The 22,331-nt window shown below is 39.8% G+C and carries 16 protein-coding genes and 1 riboswitch; of the genes, 11 read left to right on the top strand and 5 right to left on the bottom strand.

Annotated features, from left to right (window positions below; genetic code table 11):
* Window positions 1–24: 24 nt before the first annotated feature.
* The 5 genes from baiE to G558_RS0105925 all read left to right on the top strand — a co-directional run bounded on the left by baiE (window position 25) and on the right by G558_RS0105925 (window position 6,231).
* Window positions 25–528 (top strand): bile acid 7alpha-dehydratase, encoded by a 504-nt coding sequence (gene baiE, locus G558_RS0105945; protein WP_028829360.1) that lies wholly within the window; start codon window positions 25–27, stop codon window positions 526–528.
* Between the two features lie 77 nt (window positions 529–605).
* Window positions 606–1,355 carry an SDR family NAD(P)-dependent oxidoreductase gene (locus tag G558_RS0105940; protein ID WP_028829359.1) on the top strand — a complete coding sequence of 250 codons (750 nt, stop codon included), beginning with the start codon at window positions 606–608 and terminating at the stop codon, window positions 1,353–1,355.
* A 65-nt stretch (window positions 1,356–1,420) separates the two neighbouring features.
* Entirely contained in the window at window positions 1,421–2,695 is a 1,275-nt protein-coding gene (baiF, locus tag G558_RS0105935) for a bile acid CoA-transferase BaiF (protein WP_028829358.1), read from the top strand.
* A gap of 60 nt (window positions 2,696–2,755) precedes the next feature.
* Window positions 2,756–4,216, top strand: a complete 1,461-nt coding sequence (locus G558_RS0105930) for an MFS transporter (RefSeq protein WP_051188504.1) — start codon at window positions 2,756–2,758, stop codon at window positions 4,214–4,216.
* 35 nt (window positions 4,217–4,251) lie between these two features.
* On the top strand, window positions 4,252–6,231 hold the full coding sequence (locus tag G558_RS0105925; RefSeq protein ID WP_028829356.1) for an NAD(P)/FAD-dependent oxidoreductase: 1,980 nt from the start codon (window positions 4,252–4,254) through the stop codon (window positions 6,229–6,231).
* A 103-nt stretch (window positions 6,232–6,334) separates the two neighbouring features.
* Here G558_RS0105925 and G558_RS0105920 read toward each other — a convergent pair whose 3' ends face one another.
* Genes G558_RS0105920 through G558_RS0105910 form a run of 3 tightly spaced genes read right to left on the bottom strand, consistent with a single transcriptional unit; the run spans window position 6,335 to window position 10,657 of the window.
* Window positions 6,335–6,937, bottom strand: a complete 603-nt coding sequence (locus G558_RS0105920) for a hypothetical protein (protein WP_028829355.1) — start codon at window positions 6,935–6,937, stop codon at window positions 6,335–6,337.
* On the bottom strand, window positions 6,921–8,165 hold the full coding sequence (locus G558_RS0105915; RefSeq protein ID WP_028829354.1) for an AraC family transcriptional regulator: 1,245 nt from the start codon (window positions 8,163–8,165) through the stop codon (window positions 6,921–6,923). The genes G558_RS0105920 and G558_RS0105915 overlap by 17 nt, the downstream gene beginning before the upstream one ends.
* Before the next feature lie 14 nt (window positions 8,166–8,179).
* Entirely contained in the window at window positions 8,180–10,657 is a 2,478-nt protein-coding gene (locus tag G558_RS0105910; RefSeq protein WP_051188503.1) for an ABC transporter substrate-binding protein, read from the bottom strand.
* A gap of 217 nt (window positions 10,658–10,874) precedes the next feature.
* On the opposite strand from G558_RS0105910, the gene G558_RS0105905 reads away from it, so the two are divergent.
* Window positions 10,875–11,687, top strand: a complete 813-nt coding sequence (locus tag G558_RS0105905) for a DUF4097 family beta strand repeat-containing protein (protein ID WP_028829352.1) — start codon at window positions 10,875–10,877, stop codon at window positions 11,685–11,687.
* A 40-nt stretch (window positions 11,688–11,727) separates the two neighbouring features.
* On the top strand, window positions 11,728–12,897 hold the full coding sequence (gene iadA, locus G558_RS0105900) for a beta-aspartyl-peptidase (protein ID WP_028829351.1): 1,170 nt from the start codon (window positions 11,728–11,730) through the stop codon (window positions 12,895–12,897).
* 93 nt (window positions 12,898–12,990) lie between these two features.
* Here iadA and G558_RS0105895 read toward each other — a convergent pair whose 3' ends face one another.
* On the bottom strand, window positions 12,991–14,388 hold the full coding sequence (locus tag G558_RS0105895; RefSeq protein WP_028829350.1) for an alanine/glycine:cation symporter family protein: 1,398 nt from the start codon (window positions 14,386–14,388) through the stop codon (window positions 12,991–12,993).
* A gap of 327 nt (window positions 14,389–14,715) precedes the next feature.
* Between G558_RS0105895 and G558_RS0105890 the strand changes: the two genes are divergently transcribed.
* Window positions 14,716–16,740, top strand: coding sequence for a methyl-accepting chemotaxis protein (locus G558_RS0105890; protein WP_028829349.1), 2,025 nt, complete (start codon window positions 14,716–14,718; stop codon window positions 16,738–16,740).
* A gap of 98 nt (window positions 16,741–16,838) precedes the next feature.
* Here the strand turns inward: G558_RS0105890 and G558_RS13355 are convergent, their stop codons facing one another.
* Window positions 16,839–18,893 carry a methyl-accepting chemotaxis protein gene (locus G558_RS13355; protein WP_051188502.1) on the bottom strand — a complete coding sequence of 685 codons (2,055 nt, stop codon included), beginning with the start codon at window positions 18,891–18,893 and terminating at the stop codon, window positions 16,839–16,841.
* A gap of 188 nt (window positions 18,894–19,081) precedes the next feature.
* Window positions 19,082–19,197, top strand: a riboswitch (FMN riboswitch).
* Between the two features lie 150 nt (window positions 19,198–19,347).
* Between G558_RS13355 and ribD the strand changes: the two genes are divergently transcribed.
* The 3 genes from ribD to G558_RS0105870 are packed head-to-tail and all read left to right on the top strand — an operon-like array spanning window position 19,348 to window position 22,331.
* A complete protein-coding gene (gene ribD, locus G558_RS0105880; RefSeq protein WP_036931691.1) occupies window positions 19,348–20,445 on the top strand; it encodes a bifunctional diaminohydroxyphosphoribosylaminopyrimidine deaminase/5-amino-6-(5-phosphoribosylamino)uracil reductase RibD in 1,098 nt (365 codons plus the stop codon).
* The gene (locus G558_RS0105875; protein WP_028829347.1) at window positions 20,430–21,098 is read left to right on the top strand and encodes a riboflavin synthase; all 669 of its coding nucleotides are present in this window, start codon (window positions 20,430–20,432) and stop codon (window positions 21,096–21,098) included. The genes ribD and G558_RS0105875 overlap by 16 nt, the downstream gene beginning before the upstream one ends.
* 33 nt (window positions 21,099–21,131) lie before the next feature.
* Complete coding sequence (locus G558_RS0105870; RefSeq protein WP_028829346.1) at window positions 21,132–22,331, top strand: bifunctional 3,4-dihydroxy-2-butanone-4-phosphate synthase/GTP cyclohydrolase II; 1,200 nt, start codon at window positions 21,132–21,134, stop codon at window positions 22,329–22,331.

The raw sequence follows: 22,331 nt of genomic DNA, 5'->3' as shown, positions 1-22,331 counted from the left end.
TTTAAATAGAAAGGATTTATAGACATGACTTTAGAAGAAAGAATAATCGCCCTTGAAAAAGAAATTCAAAATATAAATGATATTGAGGCAATTAAAGAATTAAAAGGAAAATATTTCAGATGTCTTGACAGCAAGCACTGGGATGAGCTGGAATCTACGCTTTCACCTAATATTGTCACATCTTATTCTGATGGAAAACTTGTTTTTAAGAGTCCAAAAGAAGTTACAGATTATTTGAGAAGTGCGATGCCTCCTGAAGAAATCAGCATGCACACAGGACACACTCCAGAAATTACTCTTGAAAGCGAAAATATAGCTTCAGGAAGATGGTATTTAGAAGATAAATTGATTTTTACAGATGGAAAGTATAAGGGTATAGAGGTTAATGGCGGGGCATTCTATACAGACAAGTATGAAAAAGTTGATGGACAATGGTACATATTAGAAACTGGTTATGTACGAATTTATGAAGAAAACTTTAGAAGAGATGAAAAAAGAAGAATATTAACAAATATGCATGACAAATAAGAGGAACAGAAGGACAACAGAACTGGAAAACCATTTAAACCATTTAAATAATTTAAACAACAAGGAGAGATAAAATCATGAAACTAGTACAAGATAAAATTACAGTAATCACTGGTGGAACTCGCGGAATAGGTTTTGCAGCAGCAAGAAAATTCATAGAAAATGGGGCAAAGGTAGCTATATTTGGAGAAACTCAGCCAGAAGTAGACGCTGCGCTTGCAGAGCTTAAGGGACTATATCCAGAGGAAGAAGTGCTTGGATTTGCTCCAAACCTTGCTTCAAGAGATGAAGTAATGGGTGCAGTTGGTGCAGTAGCTCAAAAATACGGCAGACTGGATGTTATGATAAATAACGCTGGAGTTTCAATGAACACAGTTTTCAGCAAAGTAGAAGAAGATGAGTTTAAGAACATAGTAGACGTAAACCTTATAGGAGTATTCAACGGTGCCTGGGCTGCTTATCAGTGCATGAAGGATGCTAAAAAAGGTGTAATTATAAATACGGCATCTGTAACAGGTGTATACGGTTCACTTTCAGGTATAGGATACCCAACAACTAAGGCAGGAGTAATAGGTCTGACTCATGGTCTTGGAAGAGAAATTGTAAGAAAGAATATCCGTGTAGTTGGCGTGGCTCCAGGAGTGGTTAATACAGATATGGTGAGTGGAATGCCACAGGAAATTCTGGACGGATACCTTAAAACTCTTCCAATGAAGAGAATGCTTGAGGCTGAAGAAATAGCAAATGTGTATATGTTCCTTGCATCAGATCTGGCAAGCGGAATAACTGCAACTACAATCAGTGTAGATGGAGCTTACAGACCATAATTTGAAAACCTGTAATTTTAAAAATAACTTTAACTTTAACTAATAAACATAAGGGAGATATAAATATGGCTGGATTAAAAGATTTTCCACAATTTGGAGCGCTTTCAGGATTAAAAGTACTGGACAGTGGTTCAAATATTGCAGGACCTCTTGGAGGAGGACTTCTTTCAGAGTGCGGTTCTACGGTAATTCATTTTGAAGCTCCAAATAAACCGGACAATCAGCGTGGATGGTATGGCTATCCTCAGAACCACAGAAATCAACTTTCAATGGTAGCAGATATAAAGACAGAAGAAGGAAGAGAGATTTTCTTCAAATTAATAAAATGGGCAGACATCTGGGTAGAGTCTTCAAAAGGAGGACAGTATGACAGACTGGGTCTTTCAGATGAAGAGATCTGGAAGGTAAATCCAAAGCTTGCTATAGTCCATGTATCAGGATATGGTCAGACAGGGGATCCTGCTTATGTAACAAAGGCTTCTTACGATGCAGTTGGACAGGCATTCAGTGGATACATGTCTCTAAACGGAACTACTGAGGCATTAAAGGTTAATCCATATCTAAGTGACTTTGTGTGTGGACTTACTACATGCTGGACAATGCTTGCATGTTATGTAAGTACAATGTTAACTGGAAAGGGAGAATCCGTTGACGTAGCCCAATATGAGGCTTTAGCCAGAATAATGGACGGACGTATGATGCAGTATGCTACTGACGATATAAAGATGCCAAGAACAGGAAACAAAGATACACAGGCGGCACTGTTCAGTTTCTATACTTGTAAGGATGGAAAGACTATATTTATCGGAATGACTGGGGCTGAGGTATGCAAACGTGGATACCCTCTAATAGGACTTCCCGTACCTGGAACTGGAGATCCAGATTTTCCAGAAGGATTTACAGGCTGGTTGATCAATTCACCTGTAGGACAGAGAATGGAAGCTGCTGTTGAGAAGTTTGTATCAGAGAATACTATGGAAGAGGTAGAGGCTCTGATGCACGCTAATCAAATTCCATGTCAGAGAGTTTACGAACTTGAAGACTGCCTGAATGACCCTCACTGGAAAGCTCGTGAGACAGTAATGGAATGGGATGATCCAATGATGGGAAGAGTTAAAGGCCTTGGACTTATAAACAAGTTTAAGAACAATCCTTCACAAATATGGAGAGGTGCACCTTTGTTTGGTATGGATAACAAAGATATACTGAAAGATCTGGGATATTCTGACGAAGAGATACAAAGTCTGTATGAAAAGGGCATAACTAAAGAATTTGATCTTGCTACAACAATAAAGCGTTATAGATTGGAAGAAGTAATTCCGCACATGAGAAAGAAATAATTCTATTGAAAGGCGGGCAAAGCCCGCCTTTCATAAAATAAAAAGGAAGGGGATTATATAATGGATGCCGCGTTAAATAAAAAAGGTAATAATATTAAACCAGCTACAGATTATAAAAAAGGATTCATACCATATGCTGTTGCAGCCCTTATGTTGGGACTGATTGGAGGATTTACAGCAGTTCTGGCACCGGCATTCGTAGCGGATCAGGGGCTTGCCTACAATAATACTACCTGGATATCGCTTGCACTGGCAATGTCAGCCGCAGCATGTGCTCCCATTCTTGGTAAATTGGGAGATGTACTTGGAAGACGCAAGACTCTACTTATAGGAATAGGAATTTTTACTCTTGGTAACATACTTACGGCTATTGCCCCATCTTTGATGTTGATGCTGGCGGCTAGATTTGTTGTAGGTATTGGTACTGCAGCTATTGCGCCGGTTGTAATGTCTTATATTGTTTCTGAATATCCTCCTGCAGAAATGGGAAAAGGATTTGCTGTGTACATGCTGGTATCGAGCGGTGCAGTAGTTGTCGGACCTACCTGCGGCGGACTGATCATGAAGGCGGCAGGATGGAGAGTGATGATGTGGGTATGCGTTGCCATATGCGCTCTGGTATTCTTATTCTGCTCATTAGTTATAAAGAAAACGGCTTTTGAAAAGAAAAGTCTTGTAGATTTTGATAAAAAAGGCGCTGCACTTGTTGTTGTGTTCTTCAGTCTTTTCCTTTGCGTTCCGTCTTTTGGACAGAATATAGGCTGGGGTTCCACACTCTTTATGACTGTAGCTGGAGTTGCAATCATATCACTGTTTGCCCTTATAAAGGTTGAGAAAAAAGTTAAGAACCCTGTTTTAAATGGTACATTCATGGCACGTAAGGAATTCATACTTCCTGTGATGATTCTTTTCCTTACACAGGGACTTATGCAGGCTAACATGACCAATGTAATTGTGTTTGTAAGATACACTCAGCCGGACAATGTACTTATAGCAAGCTTTGCCATTTCGATAATGTACATCGGGATGTCACTTGGTGCTATTTTGATCGGACCTAAGGCAGACAAAAAAGAGCCAAGATCCATACTTACATTTTCACTTGTGCTTACAGGCATAGGCTGCGCCATAATGTACTTCTTCAAGGCGGATTCTTCAATAGCAATATTTGCAGCATCACTTGGTATCCTGGGAATCGGACTTGGAGGAAATGCTACAATATTCATGAAGGTAGCACTGAGCGGATTATCCAGTGAACTGGCAGGATCAGGAACAGGTACATACGGACTTTTCCGTGATATAGCGGCACCTTTTGGAGTAGCAGTATTCGTACCTATGTTTACAAACAGCGTGACTAGACTTATCGACAGGGCTACTGTAGCAGGTGCTGAACAGGGCGCTGCAGTTGTTCAAGCGGCTACTTCTTCAATACAGACCCTTGCATTAATCGAGGTGGCATGCATTATAGCAGGTATTATAATTGTAAGGATGATGCCAAAGATACATGACAGCAAAGCAAAATAAATAAATAATCAGTAATGAAAAGAGGTAGCATTATAATGAAAAACTCAAAATTATTTTCACCACTAAAAGTGGGTTCACTGACTCTTCAAAATCGTGTTGGGATGGCCCCTATGAGCATGGATTACGAAGTAGCTGATGGAACAGTACCAAAACGCCTTGCTGACGTTTTTGTCCGCAGAGCAGAAGGGGGAACTGGATTTGTTATAATCGATGCGGTAACTGTAGATCGAAAATACCCATATATGGGAAATACTACTTGTCTTGATTCGGATGATCTGGTTCCTCAGTTTAAAGAATTTGCGAAAAGAGTGGGAAACACAGGAAGCACACTTATTCCTCAGATTATCCATCCGGGGCCAGAATCTGTATGTGGTTACAGAAATATAGCGCCGATGGGACCATCTGTGAATACAAATGCAAACTGTCATGTGAGCAGAGCTATAAGCATCGATGAAATTCAAACTGTCATAAAACAGTACGGTGAGGCAGCAAGACGTGTAGAGGAGTCCGGATGCGGAGGAATATTTCTTCACTGTGCCCATGCATACATGCTTCCAGGAGCATTTCTGTCACCGCTTAGAAATAAGCGCATGGACGAATACGGAGGAAGCCTTGACAACAGAGCACGCTTGATGCTGGAAATAATAGCCCAAGTAAGAAAGAACGTAAGTCCGGATTTTCCTATATTTCTAAGAGTATCAGGAGATGAAAGAACTATCGGGGGAAACTCACTTGAAGATATGATCTATCTTGCACGCAAATTTGAAGCAGCTGGAGTTAACCTGATAGAAGTATCAGGGGGGACTCAGTATGAAGGAATGGAGCATATAATCCCGTGTCAGAATAAAAATATAGGCGTGAATGTATATGAGGCATCTGAGATTCGTAAAGCGGTTAACATTCCGGTTTTCGTTGTAGGAAAAATAAACGACATAAGATATGCGGCTGACATAGTAGAAAGAGGACTTGTGGATGGAGTATCCATGGGAAGACCTCTGCTTGCAGATCCAGATATATGCAACAAGGCCATGGAAAATAGATTTGAAGACATAACTCCTTGTGCAAACTGTGGAGGAAGCTGTATTTCGAGAAGTGCAGAAAGTCCACAGTGTCACTGCCATGTAAATCCTCTTGTAGGAAGAGAATATGATTTTCCGGAAGTACCGGCAGAAAAGCCTAAGAAGACGCTTGTAATAGGTGCGGGTCCAGGTGGTATGTACGCTGCAGTTACTGCAGCAGAGAGAGGCCACGATGTTACTGTATGGGAAGCAGACAGCATAATCGGAGGCCAGATCAACCTTGCCGTTGTTTCTCCTGGAAAACAGGAAATGACCAAATGGATGGTACATTTAAACCATAGAGCAAAAAAAGCCGGGGTTAATATTGAATTTAATAAAGAAGCTACTATAGATGCTGTAAGAGAATTTGCTCCTGAGGCGGTTATTGTGGCAACCGGAGCAAGACCACTTGTGCCGCCAATAAAAGGTACGCAGGATTATCCAGTACTGACAGCGCATGATTTCCTTAGGGGAAAATATGTAATACCAAAGGGACGTGTATGCGTACTTGGAGGTGGGGCTGTAGCGTGTGAGACGGCAGAAGCGGTTATGGTAAATGCAAGACCATCAGCATATATCAGAGGATTCAATTCAAGTATTGGTGATGTGGAAGTTACTCTTATTGAGATGATGCCACAGCTGCTTACGGGAGTGTGCAGTCCAAACAGAGGACCGCTTATAAGAAAACTCAAAGAAAGCGGCGTTGACATCAATGTAAACACAAAGATTCTTGAGGTAACTGACCATGCAGTAAAAGTGCAGCGTCTGGATGGTTCTGAGGAATGGCTGCAAGGATTCGATTATATCTTATTTGGACTTGGTTCCAGAAACTATGACCCACTTTCCGCTGAACTTAAAGAATTTGTTCCTCAAGTTCATGTAATAGGTGACGCTGTAAGAGCGCGCCAGGCGAGCTTTGCCATGTGGGAAGGCTTTGAAACTGCCTACAGTCTATAACATTTTCCTTTTCATAAATACAAACAAGGCATCCTGTGATATACATTCTCCGGGGTGCCTTGTTTTGGGTGCGCCCAGCATGGGCGATTATTTTGACCTTATATTACTTCCAAAAATCCACCTGATAAGTTTTTTGAAGGATTCCTATCAATCTCATGCACAGAAAAAACTCTGTATTTCCGCTTTTGTGAAGAAATCTGTCTGATATATTTCCACTTTGAGACAGGTCTTTGTATTTACTGCAGTTTTCTTTTTTTCGGCTTTTAGAGCTCGTGTCCACAAGTTCTTCAATTATATTCTCAGCCCTTTCAAGCATTTCACCTTCAAGTAATGCAGTAAGAGGTTTTGGATTCAGAGTAATCTCAGAGAAATCATAGTAAGGATTGGCGGCCATATATAAAAAAGTATCATAGCTCAGTCTGCACTGCATAAGCTCTATGGATACATTTGAAGGCTTTATCTGGAAATAGTGGTATGACCCTAAACATATAAGCATGCCTCTTTTGATTTCATAAGGCTTGGAATTTATAATTATGCTTCCCTCACCACTTCGAAAATAAATCAGAGTAATACCGCTGTTGTTCTTGAGCACAGTTGTATTATTTACAGTCTGATTGACCGCGTTAATTGGGAAAGTGAATTCTTTTTTTGAATAATAATGACCGCTGGCATATATTGGCGGATAGTTATTATTTTTGCACGTCATTTGAATAACCTCCCTTGTTAAGAGCCTTGTATTCGCCCGGGGTCATTCCGTGTATGGTTCGAAATACCCTTGAAAGAGAGCGCGAACTGTTAAATCCTACATTTATTGCAATGTCAAGGATCGGAAGATCTGTTGTGAGAAGAAGCGCCTCAGCGTGCCTGATACGGTTAAGTGAAGTAATATCTTTAAAACTTATGCCAAACTCCTTTTGTACAAGATCACTGACCATGCTCTCTGATATGTAAAGACTCTTTGCTGTGTTATTTATATTAATAGGATATGAAAAGCTGGAATAGCAGTGATTCAGAATTTTCATCAAAGTGCTTTCCATGATCATACCCCTGTATATGCCATCACCCTTGTTAAGGATATGACTTCGGTACTCAAGTGGAGTTATACCCATGTACTTTTTAAAGGTACGATAAAAATCTGTTTCTGAAGGAAATCCGGAATGAGTCGCAACATAGGAAAGTGGCATTCCCTCATAAAGCAGCGCCATTGAAGCGATATTCACGCGTATTCGGTTCAGTATCTGCGCAAAGTTATACCCACTTATATTGCGCAGTTCACGGTTTAGGTCAGAAACGCAGGAACCAAAATGTGAAGCTACATTTTCTGAAGTGAGATCTTTTGAGAAATGCGCACTCATGTAAAGAATGACCTTCCAACCAAGAGGTCTTTCTGATTTTGGCTGGCCCAGGTGATACTTCAAGCTCTTTCTTACAAAAATATCAGAAAGCTGGCCCAGTATTGATACTTTAATAAGAGAACTTCCGGGGTCGTAACACTCGTTTTCCTTTTCAAACTCATCAAAGAGGGATTGAATCTTTAAAAGCGGATCTCCTTGAGGATATAAAACTGGAGTGGCATCAATTATGGAGGCCACCACATCAGACCCTGGCTCCTCAAATACGAGAAAAGAGGAGAGCGGGTAGTCATATACACACACGCTTATCTCCAGAGGATAGTCGGCAAAAGCTTGTATGGAAAAAGTGTGATATGATTGTAGCCAGGCAAAGGTGCCTTTTTCAAAAGGGAACTCCACTCCATTTATCAGAATAAGGCCCTTTCCCGAATTTACTATAATTAATAAAGATTCATTTTCGGATATTGGTGGAGTTATGTCATATATACAATGTTTCTGAAGATGAAGATACTTGTCCACTCCGGTAAAATAGGAATGGACAGGTCTGCCACAGATACGCTTTGATTTAATAATTTTTTCCACAAGATACTCTCCTTCTAAATATTTTTTATAAAGAATTGATCATATCTGATTATTGATATAGCATTGAGATTTGCACCGCCTATGTTCTTTTTATGTGCTATTCCATTTTTGGGATGAAATAGGAATGCCCATGGGGCATCTTCGTGAATAATCTCAGCAAGTTCATTGTACATTTTCGCTCTTTTTGTTGGATTGACCATTTGCTTAGCATCTTCAAGAAGCTGAACTACTTCGGGATTATGGTAAGCGCAGAAGTTGTCGTTGCTGTCCTTTGTCAGGTTAGGTCTTAAGAAATTGTCCTGATCTCCTGTGTCAGCAGTCCATCTTGATATAAAGACATCTGATTTTTCATATGCGCGAGTCCTTATAAATTCCGCAGATGGGATGCTGTGCAGATTTATATTAAATCCAGCCGCCTTTAAATCTTCGACCACAAGTTTTTCAGTTCTCTTAAAGAGTCCGTTTCCTCCGTCATCTCTGGTATAGAGGTTAAGGGTAAGGTTACTCACACCACTTGCACGTATAAGCTCTTTAGCTCTTTGAATATTATGAGGATAAGGAGATATGTGGCTATCTTCAAGCATAGAAGGAGGAAGTGGAGAAGCAGCTATGGAACCGTAATTCATTAGCACTTCTTTTACAATCTGGTCCTTATTAATTGCAAGATTTACAGCCTGTCTTACAAGTTTGGAGTGAACAGCAGGGTGATTTGACTTGAAATTGAATCCTAAGTAGTAAACAGAGAGCATATCCAATTGCTGGATCTCCAGGTTTGCTTTTTTTGCAGCCTGATATGACATACCGTCTTCTATCCTTATGAAATCAAGTTCTCCATCTATGACTCTTTGAACACGATTTGCATCATTAGTTGAAATCTTAACTTTTGGAATATATGGAGCGCCAGAATAACATTCATCAAAGGCTTGCAGTATCATTTCGTCGTTAGAGTTTTTGGTAAGCTTGTAGGGTCCGCAGCCTGAAAGTTGACTTTCTTTTTCAAAGGCACGTGCTGAAATAACGGCAGAAGCAGGCTGGCCCAGATTAAGAAGAAATCCTGTATATGGGCTCGTTAGCTTTATAGTAAGGGTATGGGAATTTACAACTTTGATACCATCTACAGATTTAACCTGTCCCTTATGATATTCGTTTGCACCTTCTATATCCATAAGTATCCATGCAGAATTGGCATCAAGCGCCTTGCTGAGTAGTCTCTCATAGGAAAACTTCACATCTGCTGCTGTCAGCACGTCTCCATTGTGGAATTTAATGCCCTTTCTTATCTGGAATTCCCAGGTAAGCTGGTCGTCTTTTACATGCCAGAATTTGGCTATGCCAGGAGAGACTTTTCCATTGATATCTATATTTATAAGTGTTCCGTGGATATTGTACAATGTGCTGGAATCCACCAGGTCAGAGCTGATCATTGGGTCAACAATAGACAAACCATAAGGTTCACAGCACTTGAGTACAAGTGATTCCGAAACCTCACTGCTTAAATCATTTGAAGATATAAGTTTTTGAGACCCCTGTATAGAAGTGGATATGTTATTTAGTCTGCTCAGCGCTGTGCTTGTAAGCTCAGTGTTAAGTATAGTAAGCTCTACTGTTTTTATGAGCTGAGAAAAACTCTGGCTCATTTTTTGAGTAGAAAATATAACTGATTCAAGGGAATCTGTCTGTCTTGATATGGCTGTGCTTATTTCAGATGACACATTAAGATTTTCTCTTGCTGAATCTATAATGGTTTCAAAGACCTGTTTTGTAGCTTCAGATATCTGTTTTCCATCATTTACCTTGTCTATTGCAGAGAGCATAAGGTCTGATGTATTGCCTATGCTCTGCTTAATTTCATTAAGGATATTATCTATATGGGCCACGGATTCCATACTTCTGTCCGCAAGCATTTTCACCTCACCTGCAACGACTGCAAATCCTTTTCCTGCAGCGCCAGCATGGGCAGCTTCTATGGCAGCGTTAAGGGAAAGAAGGTTCGTACTGGTTGCTATGCCTTTTATTATATTGAGAAGGTCGTCTATATTCTTTGATTTTTCAAAAAGTTCGTTTACAGACTTTCTTACATCATTTACAACATTTTCTATTTCATCCATTGATCCAAGTACATTTCCCACAGCATTAGTACCTTCGTTTGCGTTTTCGACAGTTTTTTCAGCTATTTCTTTGGAGCTTTCAATACTAGTAAAGACTTCTTCGGCCAGTGAAGAATAGCTTGTAATTTCATCTACGACATTGTCTATAATTTCCATCTGCTCCTCGATAGAGTGGTTGATGCCTTTTGTGGATGCAATCAAGCCGTCTGCTACGACAGCTGTTTCTTCAACCTGATTGGTAAGTCTTGAAATCATCTTTGAACGATTCATTTCCTGAAGTATATCTAGATTTTTCTCGGAAATAGAGATTCTTTTTGGAGTGATTTCACTACTTACAGATATGTTGGTGCTTGATTTAAATAGATTGTTTTTTTTAAAGAACATTATATGTAACCCCTTCTTTTGTTTAAGTATTGTATATATATTATTAATTGTAACATTTATATAAACATACTTCCAGTTAATTAGTTTAAAATTAATAAATTAAAAAGTAAAAAGTTAACAATATTCCATAGATATTGACATTTTTATGTAAGGTTATAGTATAATAATCATAATGGAATAGTTTGAATAGTTAAAAAATGGCGATGGGTGGTGAATGATGAAGGCAGGACGAGCATTTATTTTAAAAATAGTGGTTATAATCTTAATAGCAGGTGCGGCGCTTTCGGTGTGGGACAGAGGAAACGGTTTTTTCAAATTGGGAACTGCTGGTATGGACCCCTATACTTTTTTTGGAGAGCTTAAAGAATACTCCACAGGTGAGGCACAAATTCCGTCTGGCCATATAAAACAGATAGATGTTATATGGGCATGGGGAAATATAGAAATCTCAGAATATGAAGGAGATTATATCGTTGTTGATGAAGCATATAAAGAAGATTTATCGGACATAGATAGAATAAAATTTCTTTCAAAAAATGGAAAGCTGATAATAAGATATAATGGAAATACTAGTGAAAACAATTTAAAAAATTTAAATAACAAGACACTCTATCTTAAAATACCACAAGGTATAAAGGAAGATATAAATCTGATAAAAATAATGACTGATGAAGCCTATATAAGTGTAGCTTCTGATCATGTGGAAAATCTTGTGGTATCTTCAAAAAAAGGAAATGTAAATATTTCAGGTGATATTGAAGACATAAAGATTCAAGAAGACTCTGGGCATATAAATATAGAGATGGATTCCAGACCAGATGATATTGAAATAAGAACGAACACAGGAAATACCACCATACAGATACCAGAAAACAATGGGTTTAAAGTGGATTACAAAATAGGAGAAGGACGTTTTTTGTGTGATTTCCCACTTATCTCAAGGTCGCATTATGGAATATATAAAAAGGTGGAATCGAAGTTTGAAATAAGAAGCGCTAAGGGCAACCTGAGTATTAAGAAAACGGCTTAATTTTTTAAAAGCGGATTTAAAGACTAAACAGGAGGTAGTTATGATAACATTGATAAAGAATGCAGAAGTGTACGCTCCAAAATATCTGGGAAGGCGAGATGTATTGCTGACAGCAGATAAAATTTGCAAAATCAGTGAAGTTGTGGAGCTGAGTGGATCTGTCGAATATACAGAAATAGATGCCACAGGTAAAATCTTATTTCCTGGATTTATAGATTCACATGTTCATATAGCGGGTGGAGGAGGAGAAGGCGGGTTTAACACCAGAACTCCGGAAATAATGATCAGTGATATAACTCAAGGAGGGGTAACGACTGTAATTGGGTGTCTTGGAACAGATGGAACCACAAGAAGCATGGCAAATTTGCTTGCAAAGGCAAAAGCACTTGAAGAAGAAGGAATAACGACTTTTGTTAATACAGGTTCATATCAGGTGCCGGTATTAACTCTGACTGGATCAATAACAGATGATATAGTCTTTATAGACAAGATTATAGGAGTAGGCGAGATTGCAATTTCAGACCACAGATGTTCTCAGCCCTCATTTGAAGAAATAACTCGCATAATATCTGAAGCCAGGATTGGCGGAATGCTCAGTAAAAAAGCTGGAACTGTAAACTTTCATGTTGGAGATTCTCCAAGAATGATAGATATATTAGAACAGATCGTTGAAAATACAGAGATACCAATAAAAAACATAATACCCACTCATATGAATCGAAATGAATTTTTATTCGAAAAAGGTATAGAATATGCAAAAACAGGAGGGATAATAGACCTGACTACAAGCAGTATCCCTCGATTTTTTGAAGAAGGAGAAGTAAAGTGTTCATCTGCTCTCAAGATACTTATTGAAGAGGGCGTTCCCGTTGAAAATGTCACCATGTCTTCAGACGGCCAAGGCTCTCTTCCTGAATTTGACGAACAGGGAAGAGTAGTAGGAATAAGTGTAGGAAAAGTAACATCACTTTACAAAGAGATTCAAGATGCAATACTTGTAGATAAGGTCCCTGTTGAATATGCAGTTATGACGGTCACATCAAATCCGGCAGCCATATACAGGCTCAGAGGAAAAGGTTCAATAATAGAAGGATTTGATGCAGACATAGTGCTTGTTAATGCAGATACATTTGATATAGAAACAGTGATATCAAAAGGAAGAATCATGGTAATGGACAAAGCGGTAACAGTAAGAGGAACTTTTGAATAAAGCTTATTTGTAAATGATTTTAATATTTAAATAAAATAGATCCCCTAAAGTATTCTTCAGGGGATCTATAAATTTAATTAATAATCAATCATCCTACCATACATCAGTATTTTTTATGCCAACAGCCTTTGCAGAAAACACAGGATCTTTTCCAGCTTTTCTCTGGTCAGAGTAATCCTTGAGGACAAGAACAGCTGTATTTCCAAGCAGAAGTATGGCAGTTATATTTATAAGGGCCATAACTCCCATGAGAACGTCAGCAATATTCCACGCAAGATCGTATCCAGCTATACTTCCAAGGAAGACAGCGATTATACACGTAATTCTAAAAATCGTAAGTGATCCGTCAGGTCTGTTTTGTATAAACATTACATTAGATTCAGTATAATAATAGTTTCCTATAATCGAACTGAATGCAAACAAGAACACAGAAATTGTAATAAATGTGATTCCCCACTCTCCAACTTGAGAAGACACCGCCTGCTGAACAAGAGGCATGGCTTTGAGTGCAGTATAATCTACTCCAGAAAGAAGTATGATAAAGGCAGATGTGCTGCAGATAAGCAGTGTATCTATGAATACAGATATCATCTGAACAAGGCCCTGCTTTGCGGGGTGAGAAACCTGCGCAGCTGCAGCAGCATTGGGAGCGCTACCCATACCGGCTTCATTAGAGAAAAGACCACGCTTTATTCCCCAAAGTATAGCAGACCCCATAAGGCCTCCCGAAAAACTTTCAAAATCAAATGCACTCTTGAAAATCATTGCAATTGTAGCTGGAAGTATACCGATATTCTTTACTATTATATAAAATCCAAGTGCCATATAAAACAAAGCCATAACGGGAACAAGTATAGAAGATATAAACGCTATATATTTTTGTCCTTTAAATATTATATATCCTGTAAAACCGGCAAGTACGAGGCCTATCATTGCTGGAATTGCAATGCTCGGATATTCGCCTCCAAAATAGTATGATAAAGCAGAAACTATGTTATTTGCCTGAAGTGTATTAAATCCATAAGCGAAACATGCTATAAGAGAAATTGAGAATATTATTCCAAGCCATCTCTGTCCAAGAGCTTTCTGGATGTAATAAGAAGGTCCCCCACGAAATTCCTCTCCATGCTTCACCTTGTAAACCTGAGCCAGAGTACTTTCAACAAAGGCAGATGCAGATCCAAGTACTGCAATAAGCCACATCCAAAATACAGCGCCAGGACCACCCGCGGAAATAGCAGTTGCAACGCCGGCTATATTTCCAATACCCACGCGTGAAGCCGTAGATATCATGAGAGCCTGGAAGGATGACATTGCAGATTTATTTTCATTTTTTTCCATAATTTGCTTTAATCCATCGGGAAAAAGCCTGAACTGAACGAAGCCAGTCCTCAAAGTAAAGTAAATACCAACGACCACAAGAAGGCCTACAAGTATATAACCATACATATAATCATTAATAGTTCCAATTATACTGTTTAATAATTCCATAAAAAATCTCCTTTGAATAATATTTTCATAATTTCATATTATGACAGTAATCATTATATCATCCTTCAAGATGTAAATAAAGCTAAAATTTCAAAATAATACATTGTATTATGAAAAGTGGAGTATACAAGACTTTAAACCGGATGTATACAGGAATGTCATCTAAAAAAGTTCGAATAAGACGAAATAAATCCTGCATAAATGAATAATCTAAACGGAAATAAATCAAAAAATTGAATTATCGATATTGATTTCCTTCTTGTTATTATTGTATAATGAGGAATAGCAAATATTGCAAATATAGCAATTATAAAAAAGGAGAAAAAATTGAAAAAACAGAAAAGCAGCATACTTTTTAAAATGATAGCAATGATACTAATTCCTGTCATAATTACTCTGATAATAATGCAAAGCGTGCTCCTCAGAGAATCTGGAAGTGCACTCGAAGGACTCACCAATCAGCAGATAGAGGATAAATCTGAGCTTGCTGCAAAGGATACTGAATCGTTCTTCTATAAATACCGCATGGTATCAGAGCAGATGGCAGCAAACAGCCTTGCCGCTAAGCTTTTCGCCAAGGTAACGGACTCATCTGACCGTATTTCTGAAAGAGATGAATACATACAGGTCCTTAATGATATGAAGGATTCGGCTTCACTTGATACACATAACGTATTGTTTACATGGTATGCAGATGCAGACACCAGCCAGTATATCCAAAATGATGGGTTTGTGGCAAATAAGGACTGGGACGTGACTAGCAGGCCGTGGTACAAGGTAAAAGAGCTCGGATCCACAATGCTTGTGCCGCCGTATGAAGATACATCTACAGGAAAGACTATTGTGAGCCTTGTTTCCCCGGTTTTTGAACCAGGAACAAAAAATGTAGTTGGCTTTGCCGGAATAGATCTTCTTCTCGATACGCTTGGAGAAAATTTTAATACATATAAGCTCGGAGAGACAGGGTTTTTTATTCTTTTTTCCGATGACGGAAGGATAATTTACCATCCGGATTCTGAAATGATAGACAGATCGATTGAAGAAATGGACATATCTGAAAATGTCGCATCTGCCTTAAAATCAAGAGAAGAGAACGACTTCAGCTATGAATTTAAGGGAACGGATGTATATGGTGTTACAAAGGCCGTAGGAGATACTGGCTGGACCGTACTGACGGGGCTCCCAGATGAAGAGCACTACAGAGTTGTCAATGGCCTTAATACCAGAGCCATGATAATACTGCTTGCGGGGACATTGATAATCGCACTTATAACATATTTCATAGCAAAGAGCATAACTACTCCTATGAAGCGCCTTGCAAAAGGGGTGGAGCAGATTGCAGCTGGAGAACTCGACGTAAGAATAGATGTAGTTACCAATGACGAAGTAGGCCTGATTGCAGATGGGGTGAGAAATACCACAGACAGACTTAGAAAATACGTGGCATATATAGATGAGATAACTCTTGTGCTTGATGATGTAGCAGGTGGAAATCTGGATTTTACCCTTACACAGGAATATAATGGGGAGTTTGCAAAGATAAAGTCAGCGCTTATAAATATATCTGAATCACTTAGCTCTACACTTTCACAGATTGGAATAGCGGCAGATCAGGTTGCAAATGGATCAGAGCAGGTTTCGGCAGGGGCACAGAATCTAAGTCAGGGAGCGACGGAGCAGGCATCATCAGTGGAAGAGCTTACTGCAAGCCTTGTTGAGATAACAGACAAGATTTCTGAAAACAGTAAAAATACGCTAGAAGCAAGCCGCCTGAGCATCGAAACTGGAAAAGCAGTTAACGATAATAATTACAAGATGAATGAAATCGTAGATGCTATGGAGATAATTACACAAAAGTCAGATGAGATTGGAAAAATAATCAAAACCATAGACGATATAGCATTCCAGACCAATATACTTGCACTCAATGCGGCTATAGAGGCAGCGCGCGCAGGAGCTGCGGGAAAAGGGTTTGCGGTAGTGGCTGATGAGGTAAGAAACCTTGCACAGAAATCAGCTCTGGCAGCTCAAGAGACAACGGAGCTTATAGAAGGCTCTATGACAGCAATAGCCTCAGGAAGATCCATAATCAATGAGACGGCAGAAGCACTGGGCCTCGTGGTTGAAAAAACAGAGGCTGTAGGCAGGGAGATAATAAGGATTGCAGATTCATCTGCGCTTCAGGCTCAGGAAGCAGAAAAGATAACTTCGGGAGTTGAACAGATTTCCTCAGTTGTACAAAACACCTCGGCAACTGCTGAGGAAAGTGCGGCAGCCAGTGAAGAACTTTCCGCACAGGCACAAATGCTGAGGGAGCTTGTGTCAACTTTCAGGATAAAGAGCGAATACTAGTTTTAAAATAATATGAAATCAAAAAAAGCAGGATGAAATCTGAATCAATAATCAGATTTCATCCTGCTTTTTTGCGTAAGTGCATAAATTGGATATATTTATTTTATATTGAACTTGCCTATCAGGCTGTCAAGAATCTGCGACTGACCAAAGAGCTCCTCGCTTGCTGCGGCGCTTTGCTCAGCGGTGGCAGAGTTTGTCTGAACTACAGCAGAGATCTGGTCCATACCAGTAGTTATCTGTGATATAGCCACCGATTCCTGCTGAAGGTAGCCTGATATAAGGTCGATGTTTTCGACAATTACCTGAGAATCCAAGGCCACTTTTGAGACAGAATTTGCAGTTTCTACCGCCATGTCGGAGCCTTCTTTTATTAGCTCAACGGAAGATTCTATAAGTTCAGCGATATTTCTTGCGGCCTGAGCACTCTTGCCCGCAAGATTACGGACTTCATCTGCAACTACTGCAAATCCGCTGCCGGCACTTCCAGCTCGAGCGGCTTCGACTGCGGCGTTTAGGGCCAGTATGTTGGTCTGGAAAGTTATGTCCTCTATAGTCTTGACAATGAGTGCAATTTCATTGGACTTGCTGTCTATGGCCTTCATGGCTTCAAGCAGATTTTGAACCTGAGCATTGCTGCTTTCCATTTCTGTGCCCATTTCAGTAGCCTGCCTGCTCACATTTTGAGCATTCTTTGCATTTGTCCTTACTTTTTCTGAAATGTCCTCTATGGTCGCTGAGAGCTCCTCTACAGAGCTTGCCTGCTCAGTGGCTCCCTGAGCCAGGGACTGTGATGCGCTGGAAACCTGATCAGAGCTCAGAGATACCTGAGATGAAGCCTGGTGCATTTCAGAAAGTACATCATTTAGAGAATAAATTATATTGTTAAGAGAATCTTTGATTTTTTGAAAATCACCCTCGTATTCACTTTCTACTTCAAGTTGAAGGTTTCCTGAGGATATGTTCTCAAGTATATATGATATGTCGCTTATATATCCATGAAGGCTTTCAGAAGTTGTTCTGAAAATTTTCATTAAATCACCAAGCTCATCTTCTCGAATATTGGATTCATCAATTTGAAAATCCAGGTTTCCTTTTCCCATTTGCTCAGCCATATGGATTACATCCTGGAGCGGGGAAAGAGATTTTCTAAGTATGGCAAGGGTCAAGAAAGTAAGGATTATAAGTCCTGCCAGGGCAATGGCTATGACTATGAAAGTGATATTTCTTACAGAGGCAAGAGATTCACTTTTATCCACTACGAAAATGCTCGACCATGACTTGTCAAATCCGCTTATTTTGACAGGAGAGTGGACTACAAAGGTCTTTCTGTTTCCATCAAGGGACTGGTTTCCTTCACCTATCATGAATTCTCCGTTTTTTGAGGCATTGCTTACAAAATCATCTTTTCCCGTAGATTCATAGGCAGTACCGACCTTTGAGCTGTCTCCTGAGTGGGCTATGTAGCTGTCTCCGTTTGTAAGGATATAGCTGTAGGAAGTATCATAGTTACCACGGTCATATTCCAGGCCGCTTATTGATTCTGTAAGGATATCACAGTTGGCGACTCCGATGAAATTCCCGTTTTCATCCAGTACAGGGTTGCTCAAAGTGATAAGCCATACGGTTTCGCCGTTGGAAAGCTCATAGGAGTAAGGCTCTGTGATGTGGGTGGAAAGAGTTTCCTTTGTGGGAGCATAATAATCTCCATTTGAATATGTACTGTAGTCATTGTAGATATCCATAACTATGCTTGAACCATCACGAAAGGCATAGTATGAAAGGCCTTCTGGTGTATCTTTAAAAAATTTGTCAGGCTCAAATGCGTAGTAGGCAGAAAAAATTCTTTCATCACGCAGTATCCCAGTAAGTGAGTTTTCAAGCATTTTTTCTGAGGATTCACGGTCCAGGGACTTGTAGCGGTTTACCTCCATTGCAAGAGCTTTTGAAGTAGTCTGGAGGTTTTCCAGATATGACTGAGCTGTATTTGCGTTATGCTTTGCAATGTAGCTTATCTCGCTCTTTACATCTGCAGAAATTATGGTGTTTAGCAAGATGTTAAGGGAGATGCATATAACAAGCATAACCACAGATACTACAACTCCAATCTTAAGAGGGATCTGAAACATAAGGCTTTTTCTCTTGTTTTTCATATAATCATTTAAATCCTTTCATGATGAATAAATTATTCCAATTGATAAAAAACTATTTTAACATGATAACATCATTTTGTTTATTATGTCAATATTTTACGGATGATATTGATCATAATTAAAATTAAGTTCGTGAAAAAATAATTGACATATAGCATATGCCATGTTATTCTAAAGAAAATTGAATAGCAAATCTTCAGGGCAGGGCGAAATTCCCTACCGGCGGTAAAGTCCGCGAGCCTTAATTGGCCGAACTTGTGAAATTCAAGTACCGACAGTAAAGTCTGGATGAAAGAAGATATCTACAGGAGCTTTATTTTCCTGTATTTACAGTACGCACGATACAGCTCTGGAATGTCATAAAACATTTCAGGGCTTTTTTATTATGTGATTTCCTGTACCCTGAATATGTACGTATTCAGGGTTTTATTTTATTAAAAAGGAGATGCAGGTTATGAAAGAAAACTATATGAAACTTGCCATAAATCTGGCACTCAGAGGTGGAAGCAGAGTAAGCCCAAACCCTATGGTGGGAGCTTTAATAGTAAAGGATAATGAAATTATAGGACAGGGTTATCATGAAGAGTACGGAGGGCCTCATGCAGAAATAAATGCTCTCAGATCCGCACACAAATCTCCTGATGGAGCGACTATGTATGTCACTTTGGAGCCGTGCTGCCATCACGGAAAAACTTCTCCATGCACAGAGGCCATAATTAAAAGTGGGATAAGCAAGGTAGTGGTAGGCTCAAAAGATCCCAATCCCCTGGTTGCCGGAAAGGGAATAAAAATGCTCAGAAAAAAGGGAATTAATGTGGAGATGTCTGAGCTTGAGAATGAATGTGATAACATCAACAAGATTTTCTTTCACTACATGAGGACAGGCTTGCCATACCTGGTAATGAAATATGCCATGACCCTGGATGGAAAAATTGCTACATACAGTGGTAAATCCAAATGGATAAGTGGAGAAACTTCAAGAGCTCATGTTCATCATACGAGGAATATGCTGACTGCGATAATGGTTGGCTCGGGAACCATCATTGCCGATGATCCGGAGCTTACATGCAGGATGGGGGGAGGAAGAGACCCCAAGCGTGTAATATGTGACGGAGGACTCAGGATTCCGCTTGATGCAAAGATTTTCAAGAACGCGGACCGGATAGAGACCTTTGTAGCAACTTGCAGCAAAGACGAGGCGAAGATTGAAAATCTTGAAAACTTTGGTTGCAAGGTAATTCGAGTATCAGAACTCAACTGCCATATGGATCTTGAAGATCTTATGAAACAGCTGGGAGCGCAGAATATTGACAGCATACTTCTCGAAGGAGGCTCAAACCTAAATGCGGCAGCGCTGGAGGCTGGCATAGTAAACAAGGTTCAGGCATACATCTCACCAAAGATATTCGGGGGAGAAAGTGCGAAAGGTCCGGTTGGAGGAAAAGGGATCTACAGCCCGGATGAGGCATTCATTATGAAGAACAGGAAAATCACATTAATGGATGAAGATGTGCTTTTGGAATATGAGGTGGAAAGATGTTTACAGGAATAATAGAGGAGACGGGAAAAATTATAAGGGTTGAAAAAAGCACAAAATCGTCAAGACTATCCATTGAAGGAAAGCTCATATTTGATGATCTAAAGCTTGGAGACAGCGTTGCAGTAAACGGAGTGTGCCTGACTGTTTCGAATATGGGCTCGGGAATTTTTGTGGCTGATGTGATGAGCGAGACAGTCTCAAGGAGCTCGCTTGGAATGCTTCGGGCGGGAAGCAAGGTAAATCTTGAGAGAGCGATGCCTGCAAACGGTAGATTTGGGGGTCATATCGTAAGCGGGCACATAGATGGTACAGGAACTATAGCCGCTTTAAGGTCAGATGAAAATGCGGTATGGATAACCATAAGTATCTCAGAAAAAATATCCAGATACATCGTTGAAAAAGGGTCGGTTGCAATAGACGGAATAAGCCTTACAGTAGCGCAAGAGAGCCCAGGGAAGTTTTCGGTGTCGGTAATTCCACATACGGGAAAAGAAACGACCCTTCTTAAAAAGAAGGTGGGAGACATAGTAAACATAGAAAATGATGTCATAGGAAAATATATAGAGAGATTTACCGGGTATGGGACTGGTAAAGGACCGGATTTATACAAAAAAAGTTATGAGAGCAATATAACTGAAGATTTTATCATGAGGTCGGGATTTTAATTATCGGTATTTTAATTACAGGGAGGATTAAAAATGTTTAAATTCAACACTATAGAAGAAGCACTTGAAGATTTGAGACAGGGAAAGATAATAGTTGTGACAGATGATGAGGACAGGGAAAATGAAGGCGACTTTATCTGCGCAGGAGAATTTGCTACCACAGAAAATATAAACTTCATGGCAATCCATGGAAAAGGGCTTATCTGCATGCCTTTAAGCAGAGAACTTGCACAAAAGCTGGATTTTCATCAAATGGTAACTAAAAATACGGATAACCATGAGACCGCATTTACAGTATCTGTAGATCACGTGGATACAACTACTGGAATATCTGCAGCAGAAAGATCCGTAACTGCAATAAAGGCGCTCGAAGAAGGAGCAAGGCCACAAGATTTCAGAAGACCTGGCCATATGTTCCCACTCCTTGCTAATGATAATGGAGTACTTGCGCGAAACGGACACACTGAAGCCACAGTAGATCTTATGAAGCTTGCAGGCCTCAAGCCCTGCGGACTTTGCTGCGAGATAATGGGACAAGACGGCACAATGATGAGGACTCCAGAGCTGATAGAGCTTGCCCAAAGATTTGGACTTAAGTTTATAACCATAGAGGCCCTCCAAAAATATAGAAAGCAATTTGACAGTCTTGTGCAAAGAGAAGTAGAGACCAAGATGCCACTTGTTCACGGAGAATTTAAGGCCATTGGATATGTAAACAAGCTTAACGGGGACCATCACGTTGCGCTTGTCAAAGGAGATATAAGCGGTGGAGAACCGGTGCTTTGCAGGGTTCATTCAGAGTGCCTTACAGGAGACTGTTTTGGATCGCTAAAGTGTGATTGTGGCCAGCAGTTTGATGCAGCCATGGCCCAAATAGAAAAAGAAGGAAGGGGCCTTATGCTTTACATGAGACAAGAAGGCAGAGGGATAGGCCTGATAAATAAGCTTAAGGCATATGCACTTCAAGATACAGGCCTTGACACAGTTGAAGCAAATATTGCGCTTGGATTTGAAGAAGACCTAAGAGAGTATTATATAGGGGCACAGATACTAAGAGACCTTGGGGTAAAAAAACTTAGACTGCTTACCAACAATCCCAAAAAGATAGACGGCCTTTCAGACTTTGGGATAGAGATAGTAGAAAGAGAGCCCATACAGATGGAAGCTACAGACCACGATGAATTTTATCTTAAGACAAAGCAGAACAAGATGGGACACATGATGCATTTTTAA

This window comes from Proteocatella sphenisci DSM 23131, from assembly GCF_000423525.1.
Classification (GTDB): Bacteria; Bacillota; Clostridia; order Peptostreptococcales; family Filifactoraceae; genus Proteocatella; species Proteocatella sphenisci.
Note: the sequence above shows the minus strand (reverse complement) of the source record. Positions and strands in the feature narration are given on the sequence as shown.

Excerpts from the sequence above, each read along its gene's own strand:
- baiE (WP_028829360.1), top strand. The coding sequence starts at position 25 with ATGACTTTAGAAGAAAGAATAATCGCCCTTGAAAAAGAAATTCAAAAT.
- G558_RS0105940 (WP_028829359.1), top strand. The coding sequence starts at position 606 with ATGAAACTAGTACAAGATAAAATTACAGTAATCACTGGTGGAACTCGC.
- baiF (WP_028829358.1), top strand. The coding sequence starts at position 1,421 with ATGGCTGGATTAAAAGATTTTCCACAATTTGGAGCGCTTTCAGGATTA.
- G558_RS0105930 (WP_051188504.1), top strand. The coding sequence starts at position 2,756 with ATGGATGCCGCGTTAAATAAAAAAGGTAATAATATTAAACCAGCTACA.
- G558_RS0105925 (WP_028829356.1), top strand. The coding sequence starts at position 4,252 with ATGAAAAACTCAAAATTATTTTCACCACTAAAAGTGGGTTCACTGACT.
- G558_RS0105920 (WP_028829355.1), bottom strand. The coding sequence starts at position 6,937 with ATGACGTGCAAAAATAATAACTATCCGCCAATATATGCCAGCGGTCAT.
- G558_RS0105910 (WP_051188503.1), bottom strand. The coding sequence starts at position 10,657 with ATGTTCTTTAAAAAAAACAATCTATTTAAATCAAGCACCAACATATCT.
- G558_RS0105905 (WP_028829352.1), top strand. The coding sequence starts at position 10,875 with ATGAAGGCAGGACGAGCATTTATTTTAAAAATAGTGGTTATAATCTTA.
- iadA (WP_028829351.1), top strand. The coding sequence starts at position 11,728 with ATGATAACATTGATAAAGAATGCAGAAGTGTACGCTCCAAAATATCTG.
- G558_RS0105895 (WP_028829350.1), bottom strand. The coding sequence starts at position 14,388 with ATGGAATTATTAAACAGTATAATTGGAACTATTAATGATTATATGTAT.
- G558_RS13355 (WP_051188502.1), bottom strand. The coding sequence starts at position 18,893 with ATGAAAAACAAGAGAAAAAGCCTTATGTTTCAGATCCCTCTTAAGATT.
- ribD (WP_036931691.1), top strand. The coding sequence starts at position 19,348 with ATGAAAGAAAACTATATGAAACTTGCCATAAATCTGGCACTCAGAGGT.
- G558_RS0105875 (WP_028829347.1), top strand. The coding sequence starts at position 20,430 with ATGTTTACAGGAATAATAGAGGAGACGGGAAAAATTATAAGGGTTGAA.
- G558_RS0105870 (WP_028829346.1), top strand. The coding sequence starts at position 21,132 with ATGTTTAAATTCAACACTATAGAAGAAGCACTTGAAGATTTGAGACAG.